20 protein-coding genes are annotated in these 20,552 nt (G+C 58.5%); 14 read left to right on the top strand and 6 right to left on the bottom strand.

From position 1 onward, the window contains the following. Window positions 1-53: 53 nt before the first annotated feature. Window positions 54-542 carry a DUF3015 domain-containing protein gene (locus tag ACYZT2_RS24695; RefSeq protein WP_007901840.1) on the bottom strand — a complete coding sequence of 163 codons (489 nt, stop codon included), beginning with the start codon at window positions 540-542 and terminating at the stop codon, window positions 54-56. Window positions 543-817: 275 nt separating this feature from the next. On the opposite strand from ACYZT2_RS24695, the gene ACYZT2_RS24690 reads away from it, so the two are divergent. Together ACYZT2_RS24690 and ACYZT2_RS24685 are read left to right on the top strand one after the other, a co-directional pair. Beyond that, window positions 818-3,256 (top strand): Lon protease family protein, encoded by a 2,439-nt coding sequence (locus ACYZT2_RS24690; protein ID WP_461968131.1) that lies wholly within the window; start codon window positions 818-820, stop codon window positions 3,254-3,256. A gap of 325 nt (window positions 3,257-3,581) precedes the next feature. Then, complete coding sequence (locus ACYZT2_RS24685) at window positions 3,582-3,923, top strand: PA4575 family protein (protein ID WP_007901845.1); 342 nt, start codon at window positions 3,582-3,584, stop codon at window positions 3,921-3,923. Window positions 3,924-3,928: 5 nt separating this feature from the next. Here the strand turns inward: ACYZT2_RS24685 and ACYZT2_RS24680 are convergent, their stop codons facing one another. Further along, window positions 3,929-5,758: a hypothetical protein gene (locus ACYZT2_RS24680; RefSeq protein ID WP_461968128.1), complete on the bottom strand. Its 1,830-nt coding sequence runs from the start codon at window positions 5,756-5,758 to the stop codon at window positions 3,929-3,931. Window positions 5,759-5,918: 160 nt separating this feature from the next. On the opposite strand from ACYZT2_RS24680, the gene ACYZT2_RS24675 reads away from it, so the two are divergent. The 3 genes from ACYZT2_RS24675 (at window position 5,919) to ACYZT2_RS24665 (ending at window position 7,662) form a co-directional block, all read left to right on the top strand. Further along, window positions 5,919-6,407, top strand: a complete 489-nt coding sequence (locus ACYZT2_RS24675; RefSeq protein ID WP_461968126.1) for a TIGR00645 family protein — start codon at window positions 5,919-5,921, stop codon at window positions 6,405-6,407. A gap of 212 nt (window positions 6,408-6,619) precedes the next feature. After that, the gene (locus ACYZT2_RS24670) at window positions 6,620-6,916 is read left to right on the top strand and encodes a DUF6482 family protein (protein ID WP_461968124.1); all 297 of its coding nucleotides are present in this window, start codon (window positions 6,620-6,622) and stop codon (window positions 6,914-6,916) included. A 128-nt stretch (window positions 6,917-7,044) separates the two neighbouring features. After that, entirely contained in the window at window positions 7,045-7,662 is a 618-nt protein-coding gene (locus ACYZT2_RS24665; protein ID WP_038981481.1) for an FKBP-type peptidyl-prolyl cis-trans isomerase, read from the top strand. A 125-nt stretch (window positions 7,663-7,787) separates the two neighbouring features. Here ACYZT2_RS24665 and ACYZT2_RS24660 read toward each other — a convergent pair whose 3' ends face one another. The 3 genes from ACYZT2_RS24660 to ACYZT2_RS24650 all read right to left on the bottom strand — a co-directional run bounded on the left by ACYZT2_RS24660 (window position 7,788) and on the right by ACYZT2_RS24650 (window position 9,741). Beyond that, the gene (locus ACYZT2_RS24660) at window positions 7,788-8,045 is read right to left on the bottom strand and encodes a PA4570 family protein (RefSeq protein ID WP_084319505.1); all 258 of its coding nucleotides are present in this window, start codon (window positions 8,043-8,045) and stop codon (window positions 7,788-7,790) included. A gap of 206 nt (window positions 8,046-8,251) precedes the next feature. Next, window positions 8,252-8,593 (bottom strand): zinc ribbon domain-containing protein YjdM, encoded by a 342-nt coding sequence (locus ACYZT2_RS24655; protein WP_010467527.1) that lies wholly within the window; start codon window positions 8,591-8,593, stop codon window positions 8,252-8,254. Window positions 8,594-8,772: 179 nt separating this feature from the next. Continuing rightward, the gene (locus ACYZT2_RS24650; protein ID WP_305503360.1) at window positions 8,773-9,741 is read right to left on the bottom strand and encodes a polyprenyl synthetase family protein; all 969 of its coding nucleotides are present in this window, start codon (window positions 9,739-9,741) and stop codon (window positions 8,773-8,775) included. Between the two features lie 240 nt (window positions 9,742-9,981). Between ACYZT2_RS24650 and rplU the strand changes: the two genes are divergently transcribed. From rplU to ACYZT2_RS24625, 5 genes are all read left to right on the top strand, one after another. After that, a complete protein-coding gene (rplU, locus tag ACYZT2_RS24645) occupies window positions 9,982-10,296 on the top strand; it encodes a 50S ribosomal protein L21 (RefSeq protein ID WP_007901869.1) in 315 nt (104 codons plus the stop codon). Window positions 10,297-10,331: 35 nt separating this feature from the next. Next, the gene (gene rpmA, locus ACYZT2_RS24640) at window positions 10,332-10,607 is read left to right on the top strand and encodes a 50S ribosomal protein L27 (protein WP_007901871.1); all 276 of its coding nucleotides are present in this window, start codon (window positions 10,332-10,334) and stop codon (window positions 10,605-10,607) included. A gap of 193 nt (window positions 10,608-10,800) precedes the next feature. Further along, entirely contained in the window at window positions 10,801-12,024 is a 1,224-nt protein-coding gene (gene cgtA, locus ACYZT2_RS24635) for an Obg family GTPase CgtA (protein WP_461968119.1), read from the top strand. A 123-nt stretch (window positions 12,025-12,147) separates the two neighbouring features. Then, entirely contained in the window at window positions 12,148-13,266 is a 1,119-nt protein-coding gene (gene proB / locus ACYZT2_RS24630) for a glutamate 5-kinase (RefSeq protein ID WP_461973254.1), read from the top strand. 12 nt (window positions 13,267-13,278) lie between these two features. Further along, the gene (locus ACYZT2_RS24625; protein ID WP_461968117.1) at window positions 13,279-13,743 is read left to right on the top strand and encodes a CreA family protein; all 465 of its coding nucleotides are present in this window, start codon (window positions 13,279-13,281) and stop codon (window positions 13,741-13,743) included. Window positions 13,744-13,929: 186 nt separating this feature from the next. On the opposite strand, the gene rpsT is transcribed toward ACYZT2_RS24625, so the two are convergent. Continuing rightward, complete coding sequence (gene rpsT / locus ACYZT2_RS24620) at window positions 13,930-14,208, bottom strand: 30S ribosomal protein S20 (RefSeq protein ID WP_003185593.1); 279 nt, start codon at window positions 14,206-14,208, stop codon at window positions 13,930-13,932. A 387-nt stretch (window positions 14,209-14,595) separates the two neighbouring features. On the opposite strand from rpsT, the gene murJ reads away from it, so the two are divergent. The 4 genes from murJ to lspA all read left to right on the top strand — a co-directional run bounded on the left by murJ (window position 14,596) and on the right by lspA (window position 20,551). After that, on the top strand, window positions 14,596-16,134 hold the full coding sequence (gene murJ / locus ACYZT2_RS24615) for a murein biosynthesis integral membrane protein MurJ (protein WP_461968114.1): 1,539 nt from the start codon (window positions 14,596-14,598) through the stop codon (window positions 16,132-16,134). 129 nt (window positions 16,135-16,263) lie between these two features. Continuing rightward, the gene (gene ribF / locus ACYZT2_RS24610) at window positions 16,264-17,214 is read left to right on the top strand and encodes a bifunctional riboflavin kinase/FAD synthetase (RefSeq protein ID WP_461968112.1); all 951 of its coding nucleotides are present in this window, start codon (window positions 16,264-16,266) and stop codon (window positions 17,212-17,214) included. Continuing rightward, window positions 17,215-20,046: an isoleucine--tRNA ligase gene (ileS, locus tag ACYZT2_RS24605; RefSeq protein ID WP_461968110.1), complete on the top strand. Its 2,832-nt coding sequence runs from the start codon at window positions 17,215-17,217 to the stop codon at window positions 20,044-20,046. Next, window positions 20,039-20,551, top strand: coding sequence for a signal peptidase II (gene lspA, locus ACYZT2_RS24600; RefSeq protein ID WP_008008698.1), 513 nt, complete (start codon window positions 20,039-20,041; stop codon window positions 20,549-20,551). Before ileS ends, lspA begins: the two co-directional genes overlap by 8 nt. Window position 20,552: the final 1 nt, after the last annotated feature.

Here is a 20,552-nt window from a genome sequence, read left to right as displayed (position 1 = left end):
GGCCAGGTTCAAAAAATAAAACCCGCTCCCCAAGGAGAGCGGGCCGGTCGAGCTTAAGCTTGAGTGGCGTACTTGGCCAGACGCGGGTCGCTTTTCAGCACGGCCAGGGTGTTGGTATGCACGTCATCAGCGGTCACGTCAGCTTTGCTGAAGATCTGCTGGAAGTGCTGATGTGTCACAGCGGCGAAGTGCGCACGGTCTTCCGGCGCCACGCCCAGTACCACGGCGTAAGTGGTCAGCGCTTCGCCCTGACCTTTAGCCATGTCTTCGGACAGCTCGTTCATCATGCCATTCATGGCGATCCAGGATTTGCCGCCATAGGTCAGCGACGCATTGGTCGAGCAACCGTTGGTACCAGAGGTCATACCGAACGTTGCGTTACCGGAAGTGCCGTTGGTAGTGGATGCCAGGAAGTGTGCCGGGGTGCCACGCTGACCTTCGAACAGCATGTTGCCCCAACCACAGTCCGGACCGCCTGGCGCCTGAGCCATGGCGTTGATGGATACAGCGGTGAAGAGAGTACCGAGAAGAATCCGTTTCATAGCTATGTTCTCTTAGTGTGCATTCCAATGGACAGGGTGCTGGCCCCTAAGGTGCCAGTGGGCCGGTTATTAGTTCCAGCCGCGCAGCATGGAGTTTAGGCATGTTCCGGGAGTTCCGTAATCTTTTGCGAAACATTCCTTGAAAACAATGATTTTGACCCGCGCGGCCCGGGGCTGACGCTTTGTCTAGACTTTGACTTGAGGCGCGCCTTGCCAGTGAGGTACGGGCAGCGCCAGAATGCCGCTATCTGCCCCGCCTGATGTAAGGAAGCCCGATGCCTGATCCTGTTGCTGCCAGCTTGCGTCTAGCGCCTGAAGCGCTGACCCGTCCGTTTTCCGCTGAACAGTTCAGCTTCTCTACCACCAATGATCTGGAGCCCTTCCGCGGTGTGCTTGGCCAGGAACGTGCGGTCGAAGCCTTGCAGTTCGGTGTGGCCATGCCACGCCCCGGTTACAACGTATTCGTCATGGGCGAGCCCGGCACCGGCCGGTTTTCGTTCGTCAAACGCTACCTCAAGGCCGAAGGCAAACGCCTGCAGACCCCGGCGGATTGGGTCTACGTCAATAATTTCGACGAACCGCGCGAACCTCGTGCGCTGGAATTGCCTTCGGGCACAGCCGGTGCCTTCATCGGCGATATCAACGGTTTGATCGACAACCTGCTGGCGACCTTTCCGGCGGTGTTCGAGCACCCGTCCTATCAGCAGAAGAAAAGCGCCATAGACCGCGCTTTCAACCAGCGTTATGACCGTGCACTGGATGTGATCGAGCGTCTGGCGCTGGAGAAAGAGGTCGCGCTCTACCGCGACAGCAGCAATATTGCCTTCACCCCGATGAGCGAAGGCAAGGCACTGGATGAGGCGGAATTCGCCCAATTGCCGGAAGCCGAGCGCGAACGCTTTCATGACGACATTTCCGGGCTGGAAGAGCGGTTGAACGAAGAGCTCGCCAGCCTGCCGCAATGGAAGCGCGAGTCGAGCAATCAACTGCGTCAGCTCAACGAAGAAACCATCACCCTGGCCTTGCAGCCATTGCTCGCGCCGCTGTCGGAAAAGTACGCGGAAAACGCAGGCGTTTGCGGTTACCTGCAAGCGATGCAGGTTTACCTGCTGAAGACTGTGGTCGAGCAACTGGTGGACGACAGCAAGACCGACGCCATCGCCCGTAAAATGCTCGAAGAGCAATACGCCCCGAGCCTGGTGGTCGGTCATCCGTTCAGCGGCGGTGCGCCAGTGGTCTTTGAGCCGCACCCGACTTACGAAAACTTGTTCGGCCGCATCGAGTACACCACCGATCAGGGCGCGCTCTACACCACTTATCGACAGTTGCGTCCGGGTGCGCTGCACCGCGCCAACGGCGGCTTCTTGATTCTTGAAGCGGAAAAAATGCTCAGCGAGCCGTTCGTGTGGGATGCGCTCAAACGCGCGCTGCAATCGCGCAAACTGAAAATGGAATCGCCGCTGGGCGAGATGGGCCGTTTCGCCACTGTGACCCTTACTCCGCAACATATTCCGTTGCAGGTCAAAGTCGTCATCATTGGCGCCCGGCAGTTGTATTACACGCTGCAAGACCTCGATCCAGACTTCCAGGAGATGTTCCGTGTCCTGGTGGATTTCGACGAAGACATCCCGATGGTCGACGAGAGCCTGGAGCAATTCGCCCAGTTGCTCAAAACCCGTACGTCCGAGGAAGGCATGGCGCCGCTGACCGCGGACGCTGTGGCGCGTCTGGCGACTTACAGCGCGCGTCTGGCCGAACACCAGGGGCGTTTGTCGGCGCGAATCGGCGATTTGTTCCAACTGGTCAGCGAGGCGGATTTCATTCGCGACCTGGCGGGTGACGACATGACCGACGCCGGGCACATCGAGCGTGCGCTCAAGGCCAAGGCCACCCGTACCGGGCGTGTTTCGGCGCGGATTCTCGATGACATGCTGGCGGGGATCATTCTGATCGACACCGATGGCGCGGCTGTCGGCAAGTGCAACGGGCTGACGGTATTGGAAGTCGGCGATTCGGCCTTCGGGGTGCCGGCGCGGATTTCCGCCACGGTTTATCCGGGCGGCAGCGGTATCGTCGACATCGAGCGCGAGGTCAACCTCGGCCAGCCGATCCACTCCAAAGGCGTGATGATCCTCACCGGGTATCTGGGCAGCCGTTATGCCCAGGAATTCCCGCTGGCGATTTCCGCGAGCATCGCCCTGGAGCAGTCCTACGGTTATGTCGACGGCGACAGCGCGTCTCTTGGCGAAGCGTGCACGCTGATCTCGGCCTTGTCGAAAACCCCGCTCAAGCAGTGCTTTGCGATTACCGGCTCGATCAACCAGTTCGGTGAAGTGCAAGCGGTGGGCGGGGTCAACGAGAAGATCGAAGGTTTCTTCCGACTCTGTGAGGCTCGTGGTCTGACGGGGGAGCAAGGGGCGATTATTCCTCAGGCCAACGTTGCCACACTGATGCTCGACGAGAAGGTGCTGGCGGCGGTGCGCGCGGGGCAGTTCCATGTCTACGCAGTACGCCAGGCCGACGAGGCCTTGAGCCTGCTGGTCGGCGAGCCGGCCGGTGCGCCGGATGAGAATGGCGCATTCCCTGAAGGCAGCATCAACGCGCGAGTAGTGGAACGTTTGCGGGTGATTGCGGAAATGATCAGCGAAGAAGACCTCAAAGAGGCCGAAAAGGAGTTGGCGCAGGAAGCAATGCTGGAAATCAAACCGGCTTGACGCACATTTGAGCTGAGCTCATACCTCTCCACTAATGTGGGAGCGAGCCTGCTCGCGATGAGGGACCGACATTCACCATTTGGGGTGGCTGAAAGTCCGCAATCGCGAGCAGGCTCGCTCCCACAGGGTTTTGTGTTCGATGCCCAAGAGCGCCGTCAAAATGGCGTCAATATTCACGCAGCGACCACTCGGCACCTTCTGGTCTCGGTTCGCGTACGAGCCAGACTTTTCTTCTATTATCTGCTCAAGGATATCGACAGTAATCACTGGATCGAGACAGCCTTCCCGTGGAGGCTGAAGACCGGATCTACCGAGGGTCGCCGCCATGTCGCGCAACCTCTGCCTCACCCGTCAATGCCTGGGCCTCGTGACCCGTATCGAATGTGCTATCCGCCCGCTGGCGGGAGATACGGGCATGTGGACCTTGCTCTTCGCCGCCGGAATGGCCGGCGAGCAGCCTTCTGCCATCAAGGCCCAAGGCCCGTTCCGTGGGCCGGTCGTGGCTGAATCGATCCTCGACACCATCGTTGAAAGTCTGACCTTGCATGGCTACGAGCTGGCCGACGACCCGCAAATCTGGTGTCTGCATCTGCAAGCCCAGTTGCGAGAGATCAATGGTGGTCGTTACCGCAACCTTAGCGGTCCCGAGTTTCGTCCCGAGCACTGAACAGACTATTGATCAAGGTTGCCTGGCTCAGCCTTGTCGAGTTTGACCTCAAACCCATATTGCACGGTGGTGAGGTTGGTTCGCTGATAAGTTTCCAGACGTGTGGGCTGGCCATAGAAGTAATGCACTGCAAATAACGCCGGGCCTTGCGCGCTCGCGTCGTGACTGACCGAAAGAATCTCTTTCAAATAATTACCGCTGTCGTCCTTGGCGAAAAAACGCCAGTCCTGGGCGGGAAACAGCTTCAGATCAACCACCAACGCATTCCCTTTGAACTCCAGGCCTTTGGGCAACTGGCGGGCGTCGTATGTTTGCTGGTCGATAGTCGCCAGCAAGTGCGGCATGGAACCCACAGCGTAGGCCGGCGTTTCCGGAAACAGGTTCAGATCATAGATGATGTCGCCGCGTATTGGATCGACCTGATACGCCTCTGGCGGCAGCTCGATCGGCCCATCGCGCTGGCCATTGCGGTCTTGGGTAAAGAACGTCACCGGGCTTTCGCCGGGATTGAATGAGGTGCCAAGCAGTTCATCATTGAAGCTTCTGAGGTGATTGAATTCGATGCGAGCGGCACTCGGGTCATCCACCGACTGACTGATGCTGATGCTTTTTTTCAGTTGTTCCTCGCTCAACGTTGCGCCCTTGAGCCAAATCGCAGCCTGGTCGTCATACACCACCACCGGCAAGGTCAGTGGCTGGATGGCTTTTTCCGTGGTGTGCGGGTCGAAGCGGCGTATTGGCAGGTCCAGTTCCTTGCGGGTCACGGTGACCGCCGAGAAGTCCAGCAGACTGGCCTCGACGGTGTCGATCGGCCCGTTGAAGTAGACCTTGGTGTAATGCCGGGTTTGTTGCTTTTCAAAAGCACGCTGCTCCTCATCGAGCTGTTTTTCGAACGCTTCGCTCCAGGCCTTCTGCTGTTGCATCTTTGTCAGTTGTTTCTGATAAAACGCAATTTGCGCGGCTGTTTCGTTGATCGCACCTGAGCGAGAGAGGAACTGCCCGGTGGCGTCTCTGGCCTGAACGATCAGTGGGTTGAGTGATGTGTCACGTATCTCGGGGGCCAACGGCGCGCTGTTATTGAACTCGATCTCGGCGTAGTTATTGGTCAGTTTCAGCAGGGTGACACTGAGATTGTCGTTGGTGCGAGTCTGGCCGACGTCCTTTTTCGTCAGGTCGAAGCTGTAGAGCCGGCGCGGGGCGATGACTTCCACCTGGCCTTGCAGGCTCACCGGTTGTGGCTGGCTCTTCTTGTCCACATCCAGGCCTTCGATGAAGGGGTAGGTCACCGTCAAATCATCGGGGTTGGTCAGGTTGGAGCTCGAGGGGCTCAGCTGAATGCCGGGATCGGTTTCCGACCATTCCGGCTGGAACGCGATGACGCGCTTGTTGCTCAGGGTCACCGATCGCCATTCCAGGCCATGAGGAAAAAGGAACGCGCCCGGAATGTTGAAGTTGAAGGGGAATACAGGTTGCAAGTCGGTCAGGTAGTCCGAGCTGGACTCCTTGTGCAGCACGAACAGACCGTTGATGTAGGTGTCGACCAGCGCCTGGGGCGTGGGGTAGTGCTTGAGCACGGCGAGAGCACCTTCGCCGTATTCGGTGACCACTGGTTTGGTATCGAGCTTGAGATGCGCGCGCTCGAGTAACAATAGGGAACCGCCTAGCTCGGCCACGGCATCCTTGAGTTTGGGGTCCTCGATCGTCTCCAGGGATTGTTCGAACTGTGCGATTTTTTCTTCGAGGCTGACCTGGCGTTTTTCATCACTGGGTGAACAGCCTCCGAGCAGTAACGTGAGGCAAAGTCCGGCACTCGTTAAAGGCAATCGCACATCCATTTCCAGTCTTCCTGTCCGACGTCGCTGACCTGTCAATCATCTGGACACTAGCAGAAAAACTTTGTCACACACACGCAGGTTGCGGATTTTCCGGCGGTTTCTGGGTGTAACAGGTGGCTGTTATACTCGCCGCCATTTCCAGCCGCTTGTGTGAGATTCAATGGAACGCTTTATCGAAAATGCAATGTACGCCTCCCGCTGGTTACTGGCGCCCATCTACTTCGGTTTGTCCCTGGGCTTGCTGGCGTTGGCACTGAAATTCTTCCAGGAAGTCTTCCATGTCATCCCTAACGTGTTCTCGATAGCCGAATCGGATCTGATTCTGGTACTACTGTCGCTGATCGACATGGCGCTGGTGGGCGGCTTGCTGGTGATGGTGATGATCTCCGGTTACGAGAACTTCGTTTCCCAGCTGGATATTGACGACAGCAAGGAAAAGCTCAACTGGTTGGGCACCATGGATTCATCTTCGTTGAAAATGAAGGTCGCGGCGTCCATCGTGGCGATTTCGTCCATTCACCTGCTACGGATCTTCATGGACGCCAAAAACGTCGATCCAGAGCATTTGAAGTGGTACGTGGTCATTCACATGACTTTCGTGGTGTCGGCGTTCGCCATGGGCTATCTGGACAAGCTGACCAAGCACTGATCTGCACAATCCTTTGTAGGAGCGAGGCTTGCCCGCGAAGAGGCCGTGTCAGTCGACATAAGTGTTGTCTGTTACACCGCCTTCGCGGGCAAGCCTCGCTCCTACAAGAAGAGGTATGAAACAGACGGGTGGTGTCGTCTGTGGCTTGTACTTTGGCCCGTCGAGGCATATCCATGTAGAGATCCTGGCTCGCCACTGCGTGAGGTGCGTTCATGAACCTGCAAGAGTTGAATGCGTATGCCATCGCCGGAAAGATCGATGAGCTGAACCTGATCTCGGTAGATGGCGTGATCTACGTGCTGGAGGCTCGTATGCATGGTTCGGCGTATCCATTGCGCGATGCCCACGGCGAAGTAATGCATCTGCGCTCGGTCGAGCATGCGCGTGACGTGCTTCATGCCTTTCCCAAGTTGTCGTTCAACGTTATGCATGCGTCGGTTCATGACGAAATGTGCGGTGCCAGCACCGAGGAAAGCCTGAAAGTACCGATCACCTTCCGTTCTGTGTGACAGCGCTGACGCAGCTCAAACGTGACTGCATCTGTGCTAGTCTGCTCGCCCTTTTGATTCCGGGCGCTCCGGGAGGCGCTGTGCACGCACGGCAAGTTCCAGGGCCGTCCGCACAGCGGAGCAGTGTCATGTCCGAAGTAAATCTGTCCACCGACGAAACCCGCGTCAGCTACGGCATTGGCCGTCAGCTGGGCGACCAGTTGCGTGACAACCCGCCACCGGGCGTTAGCCTGGACGCGATCCTGGCTGGCCTGACCGACGCGTTCGCCGGCAAGGAAAGCCGTGTTGGCCAGGAAGAAATGTCCGCCAGCTTCAAGGTGATCCGCGAAATCATGCAAGCCGAAGCTGCGGCCAAGGCTGAAGCCGCTGCTGGCGAAGGCCTGGCTTTCCTGGCTGAAAACGCCAAGCGCGAAGGCATCACCACTCTGGCTTCCGGGCTGCAGTTCGAAGTGCTGACTCAAGGTGAAGGCGCCAAGCCGACCCGTGAAGATCAAGTGCGCACTCACTACCACGGCACTCTGATCGACGGCACTGTGTTCGACAGCTCCTACGATCGTGGTCAGCCTGCAGAATTCCCGGTTGGCGGCGTTATCGCTGGCTGGACCGAAGCTCTGCAACTGATGAACGCCGGCAGCAAATGGCGTCTGTACGTGCCGAGCGAACTGGCTTACGGCGCTCAAGGCGTTGGCAGCATTCCGCCGCACAGCGTACTGGTATTCGACGTCGAACTGCTCGACGTTCTGTAAACCGGTAGGCCTTTGATCCTGTAGGAGCGAGGCTTGCCCGCGAAAGCATCAACTCGGTTTTGAACTCAGACCGAGTCGCTTGCTTCGCGAGCAAGGTTCGCTCCTACAGAGATTTGCAGTGTTACTCATACTTCGATCTTGTGGTTCAGATCGCTGGTCGGGCGCAATGCCCGGGCATAGCAGAACAGAAACAGATTGCGCACCAGTTCCTTGAGCACCACCGGCTCGCTGGAACTTAAGCCGTTGACGTCCAGATCACCCTGATCCTGCAGCTCGTTCAAGGCTTCTTCTTCAAGCACCGCACAGACTTCCCCGGTTTCCCGATGCAGGATTCTGAGGTAGGGGTGTGGGCGGTCCAGCCAGGCATCGATCAAATAAGTCATGAGTCTCATCTCCATTGATGGGTTTCAATGAGAATAATTCTTATTCATCAAATAGCAAGGGTCTATTGGCGGTTTGTGTTTTTTTCTGCGGGGAAATTGCTGGGCGTCAAAGCGACTGGCGTTTGGCTACTGCGTGGGAATGCTGGGTGATGCGGGGAAGGGCGAAGCGACATCCCACGCCTGGCGCGGGATGGAATACAGCAGATTCAGACTTTTCTGACGAACTCGGATTTGAGTTTCATCGGGCCAATGCCATCGATCTTGCAGTCGATGTCGTGGTCGCCATCGCACAGGCGGATGTTCTTGACCTTGGTGCCGACCTTGACCACCAGCGACGTGCCTTTGACCTTGAGGTCCTTGATCACGGTGATGGTATCGCCATCCTGCAGGACATTGCCGACCGAATCCTTTTTCACGGTGTCATCGGAGGCCGCTTCGGCTTCGCCGCTGGCGGACCACTCGTGGGCGCACTCCGGGCAGATCAGCTGCGCGCCGTCTTCATAGGTGTATTCGGAATTGCATTTCGGGCAGGGTGGCAACGTGCTCACTAAAGCTCCTTGGATTCAGGATGGCTAAAAAGCGCACATTATATAGGGTTTATACGGGGGAGGGGGCGACACATGATTTTGTAGGAGCGAGGCTTGCCCGCGAATGCGGTGTGTCAGTCACATTGGTGTCGACTGGTAGATCGCATTCGCGGGCAAGCCTCGCTCCTACAGGGCACGTGTCAGTGCGTGCGGGCGACCGCAAACTCGCTCAATTCCACCAACGCATCGCGATATTCGCTGGCGGGCAGGGCGTCGAGGCATTTGATCGCACGGGCCACGTAGTCGCGGGCCAGTTGCGCGGTGTAATCCAGCGAGCCGGAAGCTTCAACGGCTTCACGAATGCTTTCCAGATCTTCGATGCCGCCTTTCTGGATCGCCTGACGAACCAGTGCGGCCTGCTCCGGGGTGCCTTCGCGCATGGTGTAGATCAGCGGCAGCGTCGGTTTACCTTCGGCCAGATCGTCACCGACGTTCTTGCCCAGGGTTTCGGCGTCGCCACGGTAATCCAGCAGGTCGTCGACCAATTGGAAGGCCACCCCCAGGTGATCGCCGAAAGTGCGCAGTGCTTCGCTCTGTTCCGGCGTGGCACCGGCCAGGGCCGCGGCACTGTGGGTCGAAGCTTCGAAGAGCATCGCGGTTTTGCCGCGGATGACTTCCATGTAGGTTTCTTCGGTGGTGCTGGCGTCGCGGACTTTCGACAGCTGCAACACTTCGCCTTCGGCGATGATGCGCGTGGCTTGCGAAAGGATCTTCATAACCGGCATGGAGCCCAGTTCGACCATCATTTCGAAAGAGCGCGAATACAGGAAGTCGCCCACCAGCACGCTCGGTGCGTTGCCCCACATGGCGTTGGCGGTCGAGCGGCCACGGCGCATGCCGGACATGTCGACGACGTCGTCGTGCAGCAGGGTGGCGGTGTGCAGGAACTCGATGGTCGCGGCCAACAGGCGCAGGTCATCGCCTTCGCGGCCGAGCGCCTTGCCGCACAGCAGCACGAGCAACGGGCGCAGACGTTTACCGCCAGCCGAGGTAATGTAGTCGCCGATTTTCGATACCAGCGGCACTCGGGAAGTCAGCTGTTTCTTGATGATGCCGTCGACGGCGCTAAAATCGTCCGCCACCGCGCGGTAGAAAGCTTGGGGTTGCATCAGCGACAGTTGCTCCAGAAGGGTTGCGCGGCATGCTAGGACCCACGTCGGCGGGTGTCAAGGCACGATGGACAGCCTCTTGCATCGCCCCGGCAGCTTGCGTACAATCGCGCACCCTGAACTTCCTGGGCAGCACCTGCCTTACGCAATTGCAAACAGGCCTTCCAGCCTTATGCAGCCATGCCAGCCAATACCTCTTCTTATAAAGAGCTGGGTGAGCAGGATTATCGGAGAAATACCATGTCTTATGCAGTAATCGTTACTGGTGGCAAGCAGTACAAAGTTGCTCCAGGTGAATACCTGAAGATCGAAAAACTGGAAATCGCTACCGGCGAATCCGTTACTTTTGATCGCGTTCTGTTGGTTGCCAATGGCGACGACGTGAATATTGGCGCTCCAGTTGTTCCTGGCGCTACCGTTGTGGCTGAAGTGATCTCCCAAGGTCGTCACGATAAAGTCCGCATCATCAAGTTCCGTCGTCGTAAGCACCACATGAAGCGTATGGGCCACCGCCAGTGGTACACCGAGATCAAAATCACCGGTATTCAGGCTTAATTTCAGCCTAATTCCTCACTAGGAGAATTGAACTCATGGCACACAAAAAAGCTGGTGGTAGTACCCGTAACGGTCGCGACTCAGAAGCCAAACGCCTTGGCGTGAAGATGTATGGCGGCCAGGTTATCATTCCGGGCAACATCATCGTGCGTCAGCGCGGCACCCAATTCCACGCTGGCTACGGCGTTGGCATGGGCAAAGATCACACTCTGTTCGCTAAAATCGACGGCGTGATCAAGTTCGAAGTAAAAGGCGCCTTCGGTCGTCGTTACGTAAGCATTGTTCCGAAGACTGACGTCGTCGCGGCATAATTACGTAGTTGCTGGAAAAGCCCTGTCTTGCGACGGGGCTTTTTCGTTTGTGGGGTGAGTCTCTTGCAAAGCTGTTTGTGATGGGCTCCAGCGCTGTATTGGCGGTCGTTGATTGAGGTCGCTGCGCTCATTTTTGCAAGAGTCTTATGTCTAGGTTTTTTCGGCTCGTCCGTATGGCGAGAGGCGTTTTGTTATGAAGTTTGTTGATGAAGTATCGATTCGAGTAAAGGCTGGGGACGGCGGCAACGGTTGCATGAGCTTCCGTCGCGAAAAATTCATTGAAAACGGCGGCCCGAACGGCGGTGACGGTGGTGATGGCGGCTCGGTCTACATGGTTGCCGACGAAAACCTGAACACCTTGGTGGACTACCGTTACACCCGGCACTTCGATGCCGAGCGCGGTTCCAACGGCGGCAGCACTGATTGCACCGGCAAGAAAGGTGAGGAGCTGGTGCTGCGTGTTCCGGTCGGCACTACTGTCATCGATTCCGCGACTCAGGAAGTGATCGGCGACCTGACCAAAGCCGGCCAGCGTCTGCTGGTGGCTCACGGCGGCTGGCACGGTCTGGGTAACACTCGTTTCAAATCCAGCACCAACCGGGCGCCGCGCCAGACCACGCCGGGCAAGCCGGGTGAGCAGCGCGACCTGAAACTGGAAATGAAGGTGTTGGCGGATGTCGGTTTGCTCGGCTTGCCGAACGCTGGCAAAAGTACCTTCATTCGCTCGGTATCGGCTGCCAAGCCGAAAGTCGCCGACTACCCGTTCACCACTCTGGTGCCGAACCTGGGTGTGGTCAGCGTCGATCGCTGGAAGAGCTTCGTGGTGGCGGACATTCCGGGCCTGATCGAAGGTGCTTCCGACGGCGCGGGCCTGGGGATTCGTTTCCTCAAGCACTTGTCGCGTACCCGTCTGCTGCTGCATCTCGTCGACATGGCGCCGCTGGATGAGGCCAGTGCTCCGGATGCCGCTGAAGTAATCGTGAGCGAGCTGACCAAGTTCAGCCCGTCCCTGGCTGAGCGTGATCGCTGGCTGGTGCTGAACAAGTGCGACCAGATCCTTGAAGAAGAGCACGACGCTCGCGTCAAGGAAATCGTTGATCGTCTGGAGTGGACCGGTCCGGTCTACGTGATCTCCGCTATCGCCAAGCAAGGCACTGAGCGTCTTTGCCATGACATCATGCGTTACCTGGAAGATCGTGCCGATCGTCTGGCTAACGATCCGGCCTACAAGGAAGAGCTGGCCGAGCTCGATCAGCGCATCGAAGATGAAGCGCGCGCCCAGTTGCAGGCGCTGGACGATCAGCGTGCCCTGCGTCGCAGTGGTGTGAAGTCGGTCCATGACATCGGTGACGACGATTGGGACGAAGAAGATGTGGATGACGAAGACGGTCCGGAAATCATTTACGTGCGTGACTGATTCGTTGCGATAAACTTAAGCGCCGCTCACTAGAGCGGCGTTTTAGTATCTGGAAATCGGTAGTCACGAATAACGTCATGGGCAGCGCTGGGTCGTGCTGTCCTCAAGCTAAGGTTGAAGATGATGCGGAGCAAGGTGACAGGTGCGCAGCGTTGGGTCGTGAAGATCGGCAGCGCTTTGCTGACGGCGGACGGCAAAGGCCTGGATCGCGCGGCAATGGGTGTCTGGGTCGAGCAGATGGTTGCCCTGCACGAGGCGGGTGTTGAGCTGGTGCTGGTGTCCTCCGGGGCGGTGGCGGCGGGCATGAGTCGTCTGGGCTGGACCGTGCGACCCAGTGCAATGCACGAGTTGCAGGCGGCTGCCGCCATCGGTCAGATGGGTTTGGTGCAGGCTTGGGAGTCGAGCTTCGCCGAGCATGGCCGGCATACCGCGCAGATTCTCCTGACGCACGACGATTTGTCCGACCGCAAGCGCTACCTGAACGCTCGCAGTACCTTGCGCGCGCTGGTCGAGCTCAAGGTGATCCCGGTGATCAACGAGAACGACACCGTGGTCACTGACGAAATCCGTTTCGGCGACAACGATACTCTCGCGGCGCTGGTGGCGAACCTGGTCGAAGCCGATTTGCTGGTGATCCTCACCGATCGCGATGGCATGTTCGACGCCGATCCGCGCAACAATCCCGACGCCAAGCTGATTTACGAAGCGCGTGCCGATGATCCGGCGCTGGATGCGGTGGCTGGCAGTACGGGCGGCGCGCTGGGCCGTGGCGGTATGCAGACCAAGTTGCGCGCTGCGCGTCTGGCGGCGCGTTCCGGTGCGCACACCATCATTGTCGGTGGGCGCATTGAGCGAGTGTTGGATCGTCTCAAGGCAGGCGAGCGCATCGGCACCTTGTTGTCGCCAGAGCGCGGCATGCTGGCTGCGCGCAAGCAGTGGCTGGCCGGGCATCTGCAAACCCGCGGCACCCTGGTGCTGGATGCGGGAGCGGTGACGGCGTTGTCCGAAGGCAACAAAAGTTTGCTGCCGGTGGGCGTAAAACTGGTCCAGGGCAGTTTTCGTCGTGGCGAAATGGTGGTCTGCGTGGCGCCGGACGGTCGTGAAATCGCCCGTGGCCTGGCTAACTACAGTGCTCTGGAAGCACAAAAAATCATCGGTCAGTCGTCTGAGGCGATTGTCGGTCTGCTGGGTTACATGGCGGAGCCGGAACTGGTTCACCGCGATAACCTGATTCTGGTCTGAAGGAGTACCTGAATGCGTGTGGCAAAAGGATTATTGGGCTTGTTGTTGGCGATGCCGCTACTGGCCTCGGCCGATGAAATTGGCCAGGTGTCGACGGTGTTCAAGTTCGTCGGCCCGAACGACCGTATCGTTGTCGAAGCGTTTGATGATCCGAAAGTGGATGGCGTGACCTGCTATCTGTCGCGCGCCAAAACCGGCGGTGTAAAGGGTGGGTTGGGTCTGGCTGAGGATCGCGCAGAGGCATCTATTGCGTGCCGTCAGGTCGGGCCGATCAACTTCAAGGGTGAGCTCAAGGATGGCGAGGAGGTGTTCAAGGAGCGCACTTCGTTAGTGTTCAAGACCATGCAGGTGGTGCGATTCCTCGATGAGAGGCGCAATACGCTGGTGTATCTGGTTTATAGCGATCGTTTGATCGAAGGCAGTCCGCAGAATGCGGTGACGGCGATTCCGATTCTGCCGTGGACGCACGCTCAATAAGCTGACGCAAGTCGAAGTGTGGGAGCGAGCCTGCTCGCGATAGCGGACTGACATTCAGCATCTATGCTGGCTAGACGTCCGCAATCGCGAGCAGGCTCGCTCCCGCATTTTTTTTTGCGGTGTATTTGATAAATCGCAGGCAATAAAAAACCGACCCTGAGGTCGGTTTTTTAATGAGCGTGTCGCTTAGGCAGCAGCGGCAACGTTCAGGGCCTTTACGTGGCCATTCAGGCGGCTCTTATGGCGAGCAGCTTTGTTCTTGTGGATGATGCCTTTATCGGCCATACGGTCGATAACTGGCACAGCCAGAACGTAAGCAGCTTGAGCTTTTTCAGCGTCTTTTGCGTCGATGGCTTTAACTACATTCTTGATGTAGGTACGAACCATGGAACGCAGGCTGGCGTTGTGGCTGCGACGCTTCTCAGCCTGTTTTGCACGTTTTTTGGCGGAAGGTGTGTTGGCCACCGTCGAGCTCCTCGAAAGACTTTTTAGGAAATAGCAAACAAAATAGGCCGCGAATCATGCCGATGAGTTGATGTCTTGTCAAGGGCGGGAGAGACGATCCGCTAAGTGGCCGGTTCCACCCCCATGAAAACTACTGCGCTCGGCAATACAGCGTTGAAAGCAGACTCGAAATGCTCATTGACTAGAGTCAACTGCGCTTTCTCGCCTGCTTTCGCCTTGTCTTGCCTTCGCTCGCTACGTTTTCAAGGGGGCGGTGAGCTGGATATTTCTTTCCGGCGTGCGACCTGTAAACTCGCGAGCTTTGGCTCTGTGCTGTTGCGGCGCGGAGTATCGCATAAGTGGGCGCGTTGTTCGCCTGCTGTTTATCGACAGGCAAAAACTCTTTCAATGAATCTGCTCAAATCGTTGGCCGCTGTCAGCTCTATCACGATGGTCTCCCGGGTGTTGGGGTTCGTTCGCGACACCCTTATCGCTCGCGCATTTGGTGCGGGAATGGCGACCGACGCCTTCTTTATCGCCTTCAAACTGCCCAATCTGCTGCGGCGGATCTTCGCCGAGGGAGCTTTTTCCCAAGCCTTCGTGCCGATTCTCGCCGAATATAAAAGCCAGAAGGGCGAGGAAGCGACACGAACCTTCATTGCCTATGTCTCGGGCCTGCTGACGCTGGTGCTGGCGCTGGTCACCGCGTTGGGCATGCTCGCCGCGCCTTGGGTCATCTGGGCCACGGCACCGGGTTTCGTCACCACCCCGGAAAAATTCGAGCTGACCACCGATCTGCTGCGGGTCACTTTTCCTTATATATTGCTGATCTCCCTGTCTTCATTGGCCGGCGCGATCCTCAATACCTGGAACCGCTTCTCGGTCCCGGCCTTCGTGCCAACCCTGCTCAATGTCAGCATGATCATCTTTGCGGTGTTCCTGACGCCGTATTTCGATCCGCCGGTAATGGCGCTGGGCTGGGCCGTTCTGGTGGGCGGTCTGGCGCAATTGCTGTTTCAGCTGCCGCACCTTAAAAAGATCGGCATGCTGGTGCTGCCACGCCTGAATCTGCGCGATAGCGGTGTCTGGCGGGTCATGAAACAGATGCTGCCAGCGATCATCGGTGTTTCGGTGAGCCAGATTTCGCTGATCATCAACACCATATTTGCTTCGTTTCTGGTGGCTGGCTCCGTGTCCTGGATGTATTACGCCGATCGCCTGATGGAATTGCCCTCCGGCGTGCTGGGTGTGGCGCTGGGCACGATTCTGCTGCCGACTCTGGCCAGGACCTATGCCAGCCAGGATCGCCACGAATACTCGCGGATCCTCGATTGGGGGCTGCGCCTGTGTTTCATGCTGGTATTGCCGTGCGCCCTGGCGCTGGGGATTCTGGCTGAGCCGCTGACGGTTTCGCTGTTCCAGTACGGTCAGTTCAGCGCTTTCGATGCGGCCATGACCCAGCGCGCGCTGATTGCTTATTCGGTCGGCTTGCTGGGGATTATCGTGATCAAAGTGCTGGCGCCGGGCTTTTATGCGCAACAAAACATTCGGACTCCAGTGAAAATCGCGATTTTCACCCTGATCGTCACCCAGCTGTTCAACCTGGTGCTGATCGGTCCGCTGGCTCATGCCGGTCTGGCCCTGGCCATCAGCGCGGGTGCGTGCCTCAATGCCGGGCTGTTGTTCTATCAACTGCGCAAGCAGCAGATGTATCAGCCTCAGCCGGGCTGGGCGAAGTTCGGGCTCAAACTGCTGGTGGCGGTGGCGGTGATGTCCGCGGTATTGCTGGGTGCAATGCACTTTATGCCGGCTTGGGCGCAAGGGCATATGCTGGAGCGTTTGCTGCGACTGGGCGCATTGGTGATCGCCGGCGTGGTGGTCTATTTCGGTATGTTGCTGTTGATGGGCTTCCGTTTGCGCGACTTCAATCGCAAAGCGCTGAACTGAGGCTTTTGTCTCGATAAACACGGGCGGGCCGACGGTTTTGTCGGCTCGATCACTTTGGGTTACGGTGTTGCCTGTCGTCGGCCGCCGGGTGTGGTTATAATCGACCACTTTATGAGCAAGAAGCGCGTTATGCAGCTGGTTCGAGGCCTCCACAACCTGCGCCCCCAGCATCGGGGCTGTGTCGCCACTATTGGCAACTTTGACGGTGTTCACCGTGGTCACCAGGCTATCCTGGCCCGGCTGCGTGAGCGTGCGCTCGAGTTGGGCGTGCCCAGCTGCGTGGTGATTTTTGAGCCGCAGCCGCGAGAATTCTTCGCCCCGGACACCGCCCCGGCCCGTCTGGCCCGGCTGCGGGACAAACTGCAGTTGCTGGCCGTGGAAGGTGTCGACCGGGTGCTGTGCCTGGCGTTCAATCACCGCCTGAGCAAACTCAGCGCCAGCGAATTCGTCGATACCATTCTGGTGGACGGCCTCGGCGTGCAGCATCTGGAGGTCGGTGACGATTTCCGTTTCGGCTGTGACCGGCTAGGGGATTTCGATTTCCTGCAACAGGCTGGCGTCCTTCAGGGGTTTACCGTCGAAGCGGCGCAGACCGTCGAGCTGGACGGCATTCGTGTCAGCAGCACTCAGGTGCGGAATGCCCTGGCCGCTGCCGATTTTGCCTTGGCCGAACGGCTGCTTGGTCGGCCGTACCGGATTGCCGGGCGAGTTTTGCACGGCCAGAAGCTGGCGCGTCAATTGGGCACGCCCACGGCCAACGTGCAGCTCAAGCGTCGTCGTGTGCCGCTGAGCGGGGTTTACCTGGTCAACGTCGACATCGACGGCAAGACCTGGCCAGGCGTCGCCAATATCGGCGTGCGGCCAACGGTCCAAGGTGATGGCAAAGCCCACCTCGAAGTACATCTTTTAGATTTTGCCGGCGATCTGTATGACCGGCGTTTGACGGTGGTTTTCCACCACAAGCTGCGTGAAGAGCAGCGTTTCGCCTCTCTGGAGGCGCTTAAGACGGCGATCAATGCGGATGTCGCCGCCGCCCGTGCCCTGTCGCACCTAGCGCCAATCGCTAATGAAGAGCCTTAAATGACCGACTATAAAGCCACGCTAAACCTTCCGGACACCGCCTTCCCAATGAAGGCCGGCCTGCCTCAGCGCGAACCGCAGATTCTGCAGCGCTGGGACAGCATTGGCCTGTACGGTAAGTTGCGCGAGATTGGCAAGGATCGTCCGAAGTTCGTACTTCACGACGGTCCTCCGTACGCCAACGGCACGATTCACATCGGTCATGCGCTGAACAAGATTCTCAAGGACATGATCATCCGGTCGAAAACCCTGTCGGGTTTCGACGCGCCTTATGTTCCGGGCTGGGACTGCCACGGTCTGCCGATCGAGCACAAAGTCGAAGTGACCCACGGCAAGAACCTGGGCGCGGACAAGACCCGCGAACTGTGCCGTGCCTACGCCACCGAGCAAATCGAGGGCCAGAAATCCGAATTCATCCGTCTGGGCGTGTTGGGCGACTTCGCCAATCCGTACAAGACCATGGACTTCAAAAACGAGGCCGGTGAAATCCGTGCCCTGGCGGAAATCGTCAAGGGTGGCTTCGTGTTCAAGGGCCTGAAGCCTGTGAACTGGTGCTTTGACTGCGGTTCGGCCCTGGCTGAAGCGGAAGTCGAGTACGAGAACAAAAAATCCGCGACCATCGACGTGGCGTTCCCGATCGCTGATGAAGCCAAACTGGCTGCCGCGTTCGGCCTGCCATCGCTGGGCAAACCTGCTTCGATCGTGATCTGGACCACCACCCCGTGGACCATCCCGGCCAACCAGGCGCTGAACGTTCACCCCGAGTTCAACTACGCCCTGGTCGATGCTGGCGACAAACTGCTGGTGCTGGCTGAAGAGCTGGTCGAGTCGTGCCTTGCCCGCTACAGCCTGGAAGGTTCGGTCATTGCGACCACCACCGGTAAAGAACTGGAACTGATCAACTTCCGTCACCCGTTCTACGATCGCCTGTCGCCGGTTTACCTGGCCGAATACGTCGAACTGGGCGCGGGCACCGGCGTGGTTCACTCCGCCCCGGCTTACGGCGTGGACGACTTCGTGACCTGCAAAGCCTATGGCATGGTCAACGACGACATCCTCAACCCGGTGCAAAGCAACGGGGTATACGCGACGTCGCTGGAGTTCTTCGGCGGCCAGTTCATCTGGAAAGCCAACCCGGCAATCGTCGACAAACTGTCGGAAGTCGGCGCGCTGCTGCATACCACCATCATCGAACACAGCTACATGCACTGCTGGCGTCACAAGACTCCGCTGATCTACCGCGCCACCGCGCAGTGGTTCATCGGCATGGACAAAGAGCCGACTTCTGGCGACACCCTGCGCAAGCGGGCGATCAAAGCCATTGAAGACACCAAATTCGTTCCGGCCTGGGGCCAGGCGCGTCTGCACTCGATGATCGCCAACCGTCCGGACTGGTGCATCTCCCGTCAGCGCAACTGGGGCGTGCCGATCCCGTTCTTCCTGAACAAGGAAAGCGGCGAGCTGCACCCACGCACCGTCGAGCTGATGGAAATCGTCGCCCAGCGCGTCGAAGTCGAAGGCATCGAAGCCTGGTTCAAGATGGACGCCGCCGAGTTGCTCGGTGAAGAAGCGCCGCTGTACGACAAGATCAGCGATACCCTGGACGTCTGGTTCGACTCGGGCACCACGCACTGGCACGTCCTGCGCGGTTCGCACCCGATGGGCCACGAGACCGGTCCACGTGCCGACCTGTACCTGGAAGGTTCGGACCAACACCGTGGCTGGTTCCACTCGTCGTTGCTGACCGGTTGCGCCATCGACAACCACGCGCCATACCGCGAACTGCTGACTCACGGCTTCACCGTCGACGAGTCCGGCCGCAAGATGTCCAAGTCCCTGGGCAACGTGATCGCGCCGCAAAAGGTCAACGACACCCTGGGCGCCGACATCATGCGTCTGTGGGTCGCTTCTACCGATTACTCGGGTGAAATGGCGGTTTCCGAGCAGATCCTGCAGCGCAGTGCGGACGCCTACCGGCGCATACGTAATACCGCGCGCTTCCTGCTTTCCAACCTGACCGGTTTCAATCCGGCCACCGACATCCTGCCAGCCGAAGAAATGCTGGCGCTGGACCGTTGGGCCGTGGACCGCACCCTGCTGCTGCAACGCGAGCTGCAAGAGCACTACGGTGAATACCGCTTCTGGAACGTCTACTCCAAGATCCACAACTTCTGCGTGCAGGAGCTGGGCGGTTTCTACCTCGACATCATCAAGGACCGTCAGTACACCACTGGCGCCAACAGCAAGGCCCGCCGTTCGGCGCAAACCGCGCTGTACCACATCTCCGAAGCGCTGGTGCGCTGGATCGCGCCGATCCTGGCATTCACCGCCGATGAACTGTGGGAATACCTGCCGGGCGAGCGTAACGAATCGGTAATGCTCAACACCTGGTATGAAGGCCTGACCGAGCTGCCGGAAAACGTCGAGCTGGACCGCGCCTACTGGGAGCGGATCATGGCGGTGAAGGTCGCGGTCAACAAGGAAATGGAAATCCAGCGCGCGGCCAAGGCCGTCGGGGGCAACCTGCAAGCCGAAGTGACGCTGTACGCCGAAGAGGCTTTGAGCGCCGACCTGGCCAAGCTGAGCAACGAACTGCGCTTCGTGTTGATTACCTCGACTGCTACCGTTGCGCCGTTCGTGCAGGCGCCGGCCGATGCGGTGGTCACCGAAGTTGGCGGCCTGAAGCTCAAAGTGGTCAAGTCGAGCCATGCCAAGTGCGCCCGTTGCTGGCATTGCCGTGAAGACGTCGGCGTGAACCCGGAGCATCCGGAAATCTGCGGTCGTTGCGTCGACAACATCAGCGGCGCTGGCGAGGTTCGTCACTATGCCTAACGCCGTTGGCCGTTTCGGACGGCTGAGCTGGCTCTGGTTGAGTTTGCTGGTCCTGGTCATCGACCAGGCCAGCAAGTTCTACTTCGAAGGCTCGCTGAGCATGTACCAGCAAATCGTGGTGATCCCCGATTACTTCAGCTGGACCCTGGCCTACAACACCGGCGCAGCGTTCAGTTTCCTGGCTGACAGCTCGGGCTGGCAGCGCTGGCTGTTCGCCCTGATCGCGGTGGTGGTCAGTGCGGTGCTGGTGGTTTGGCTCAAGCGCTTGGGGCGCAACGAAACCTGGCTGGCAGTCGCCTTGGCACTGGTGCTGGGTGGCGCGCTGGGTAACCTGTACGACCGCATTGCCTTGGGCCATGTGATCGATTTCATTCTGGTGCATTGGCAGAACCGCTGGTATTTCCCGGCGTTCAACTTTGCCGACAGTGCAATCACTGTCGGTGCCGTGATGCTTGCACTGGATATGTTCAAAAGTAAAAAGACCGGAGAAACCGTTCATGACTGAA

Source organism: Pseudomonas sp. MDT1-85 (assembly GCF_054898065.1).
The sequence above is the reverse complement of the archived record's forward strand: the minus strand, read 5'-3'. Positions and strand labels throughout refer to the sequence as shown.

Bases quoted from the DNA above. Each gene is read 5' to 3' on its own strand.
- ACYZT2_RS24695 (WP_007901840.1), bottom strand. From the start codon at position 542: ATGAAACGGATTCTTCTCGGTACTCTCTTCACCGCTGTATCCATCAAC.
- ACYZT2_RS24690 (WP_461968131.1), top strand. From the start codon at position 818: ATGCCTGATCCTGTTGCTGCCAGCTTGCGTCTAGCGCCTGAAGCGCTG.
- ACYZT2_RS24685 (WP_007901845.1), top strand. From the start codon at position 3,582: ATGTCGCGCAACCTCTGCCTCACCCGTCAATGCCTGGGCCTCGTGACC.
- ACYZT2_RS24680 (WP_461968128.1), bottom strand. From the start codon at position 5,758: ATGGATGTGCGATTGCCTTTAACGAGTGCCGGACTTTGCCTCACGTTA.
- ACYZT2_RS24675 (WP_461968126.1), top strand. From the start codon at position 5,919: ATGGAACGCTTTATCGAAAATGCAATGTACGCCTCCCGCTGGTTACTG.
- ACYZT2_RS24670 (WP_461968124.1), top strand. From the start codon at position 6,620: ATGAACCTGCAAGAGTTGAATGCGTATGCCATCGCCGGAAAGATCGAT.
- ACYZT2_RS24665 (WP_038981481.1), top strand. From the start codon at position 7,045: ATGTCCGAAGTAAATCTGTCCACCGACGAAACCCGCGTCAGCTACGGC.
- ACYZT2_RS24660 (WP_084319505.1), bottom strand. From the start codon at position 8,045: ATGACTTATTTGATCGATGCCTGGCTGGACCGCCCACACCCCTACCTC.
- ACYZT2_RS24650 (WP_305503360.1), bottom strand. From the start codon at position 9,741: ATGCAACCCCAAGCTTTCTACCGCGCGGTGGCGGACGATTTTAGCGCC.
- rplU (WP_007901869.1), top strand. From the start codon at position 9,982: ATGTCTTATGCAGTAATCGTTACTGGTGGCAAGCAGTACAAAGTTGCT.
- rpmA (WP_007901871.1), top strand. From the start codon at position 10,332: ATGGCACACAAAAAAGCTGGTGGTAGTACCCGTAACGGTCGCGACTCA.
- cgtA (WP_461968119.1), top strand. From the start codon at position 10,801: ATGAAGTTTGTTGATGAAGTATCGATTCGAGTAAAGGCTGGGGACGGC.
- proB (WP_461973254.1), top strand. From the start codon at position 12,148: ATGCGGAGCAAGGTGACAGGTGCGCAGCGTTGGGTCGTGAAGATCGGC.
- ACYZT2_RS24625 (WP_461968117.1), top strand. From the start codon at position 13,279: ATGCGTGTGGCAAAAGGATTATTGGGCTTGTTGTTGGCGATGCCGCTA.
- murJ (WP_461968114.1), top strand. From the start codon at position 14,596: ATGAATCTGCTCAAATCGTTGGCCGCTGTCAGCTCTATCACGATGGTC.
- ribF (WP_461968112.1), top strand. From the start codon at position 16,264: ATGCAGCTGGTTCGAGGCCTCCACAACCTGCGCCCCCAGCATCGGGGC.
- ileS (WP_461968110.1), top strand. From the start codon at position 17,215: ATGACCGACTATAAAGCCACGCTAAACCTTCCGGACACCGCCTTCCCA.
- lspA (WP_008008698.1), top strand. From the start codon at position 20,039: ATGCCTAACGCCGTTGGCCGTTTCGGACGGCTGAGCTGGCTCTGGTTG.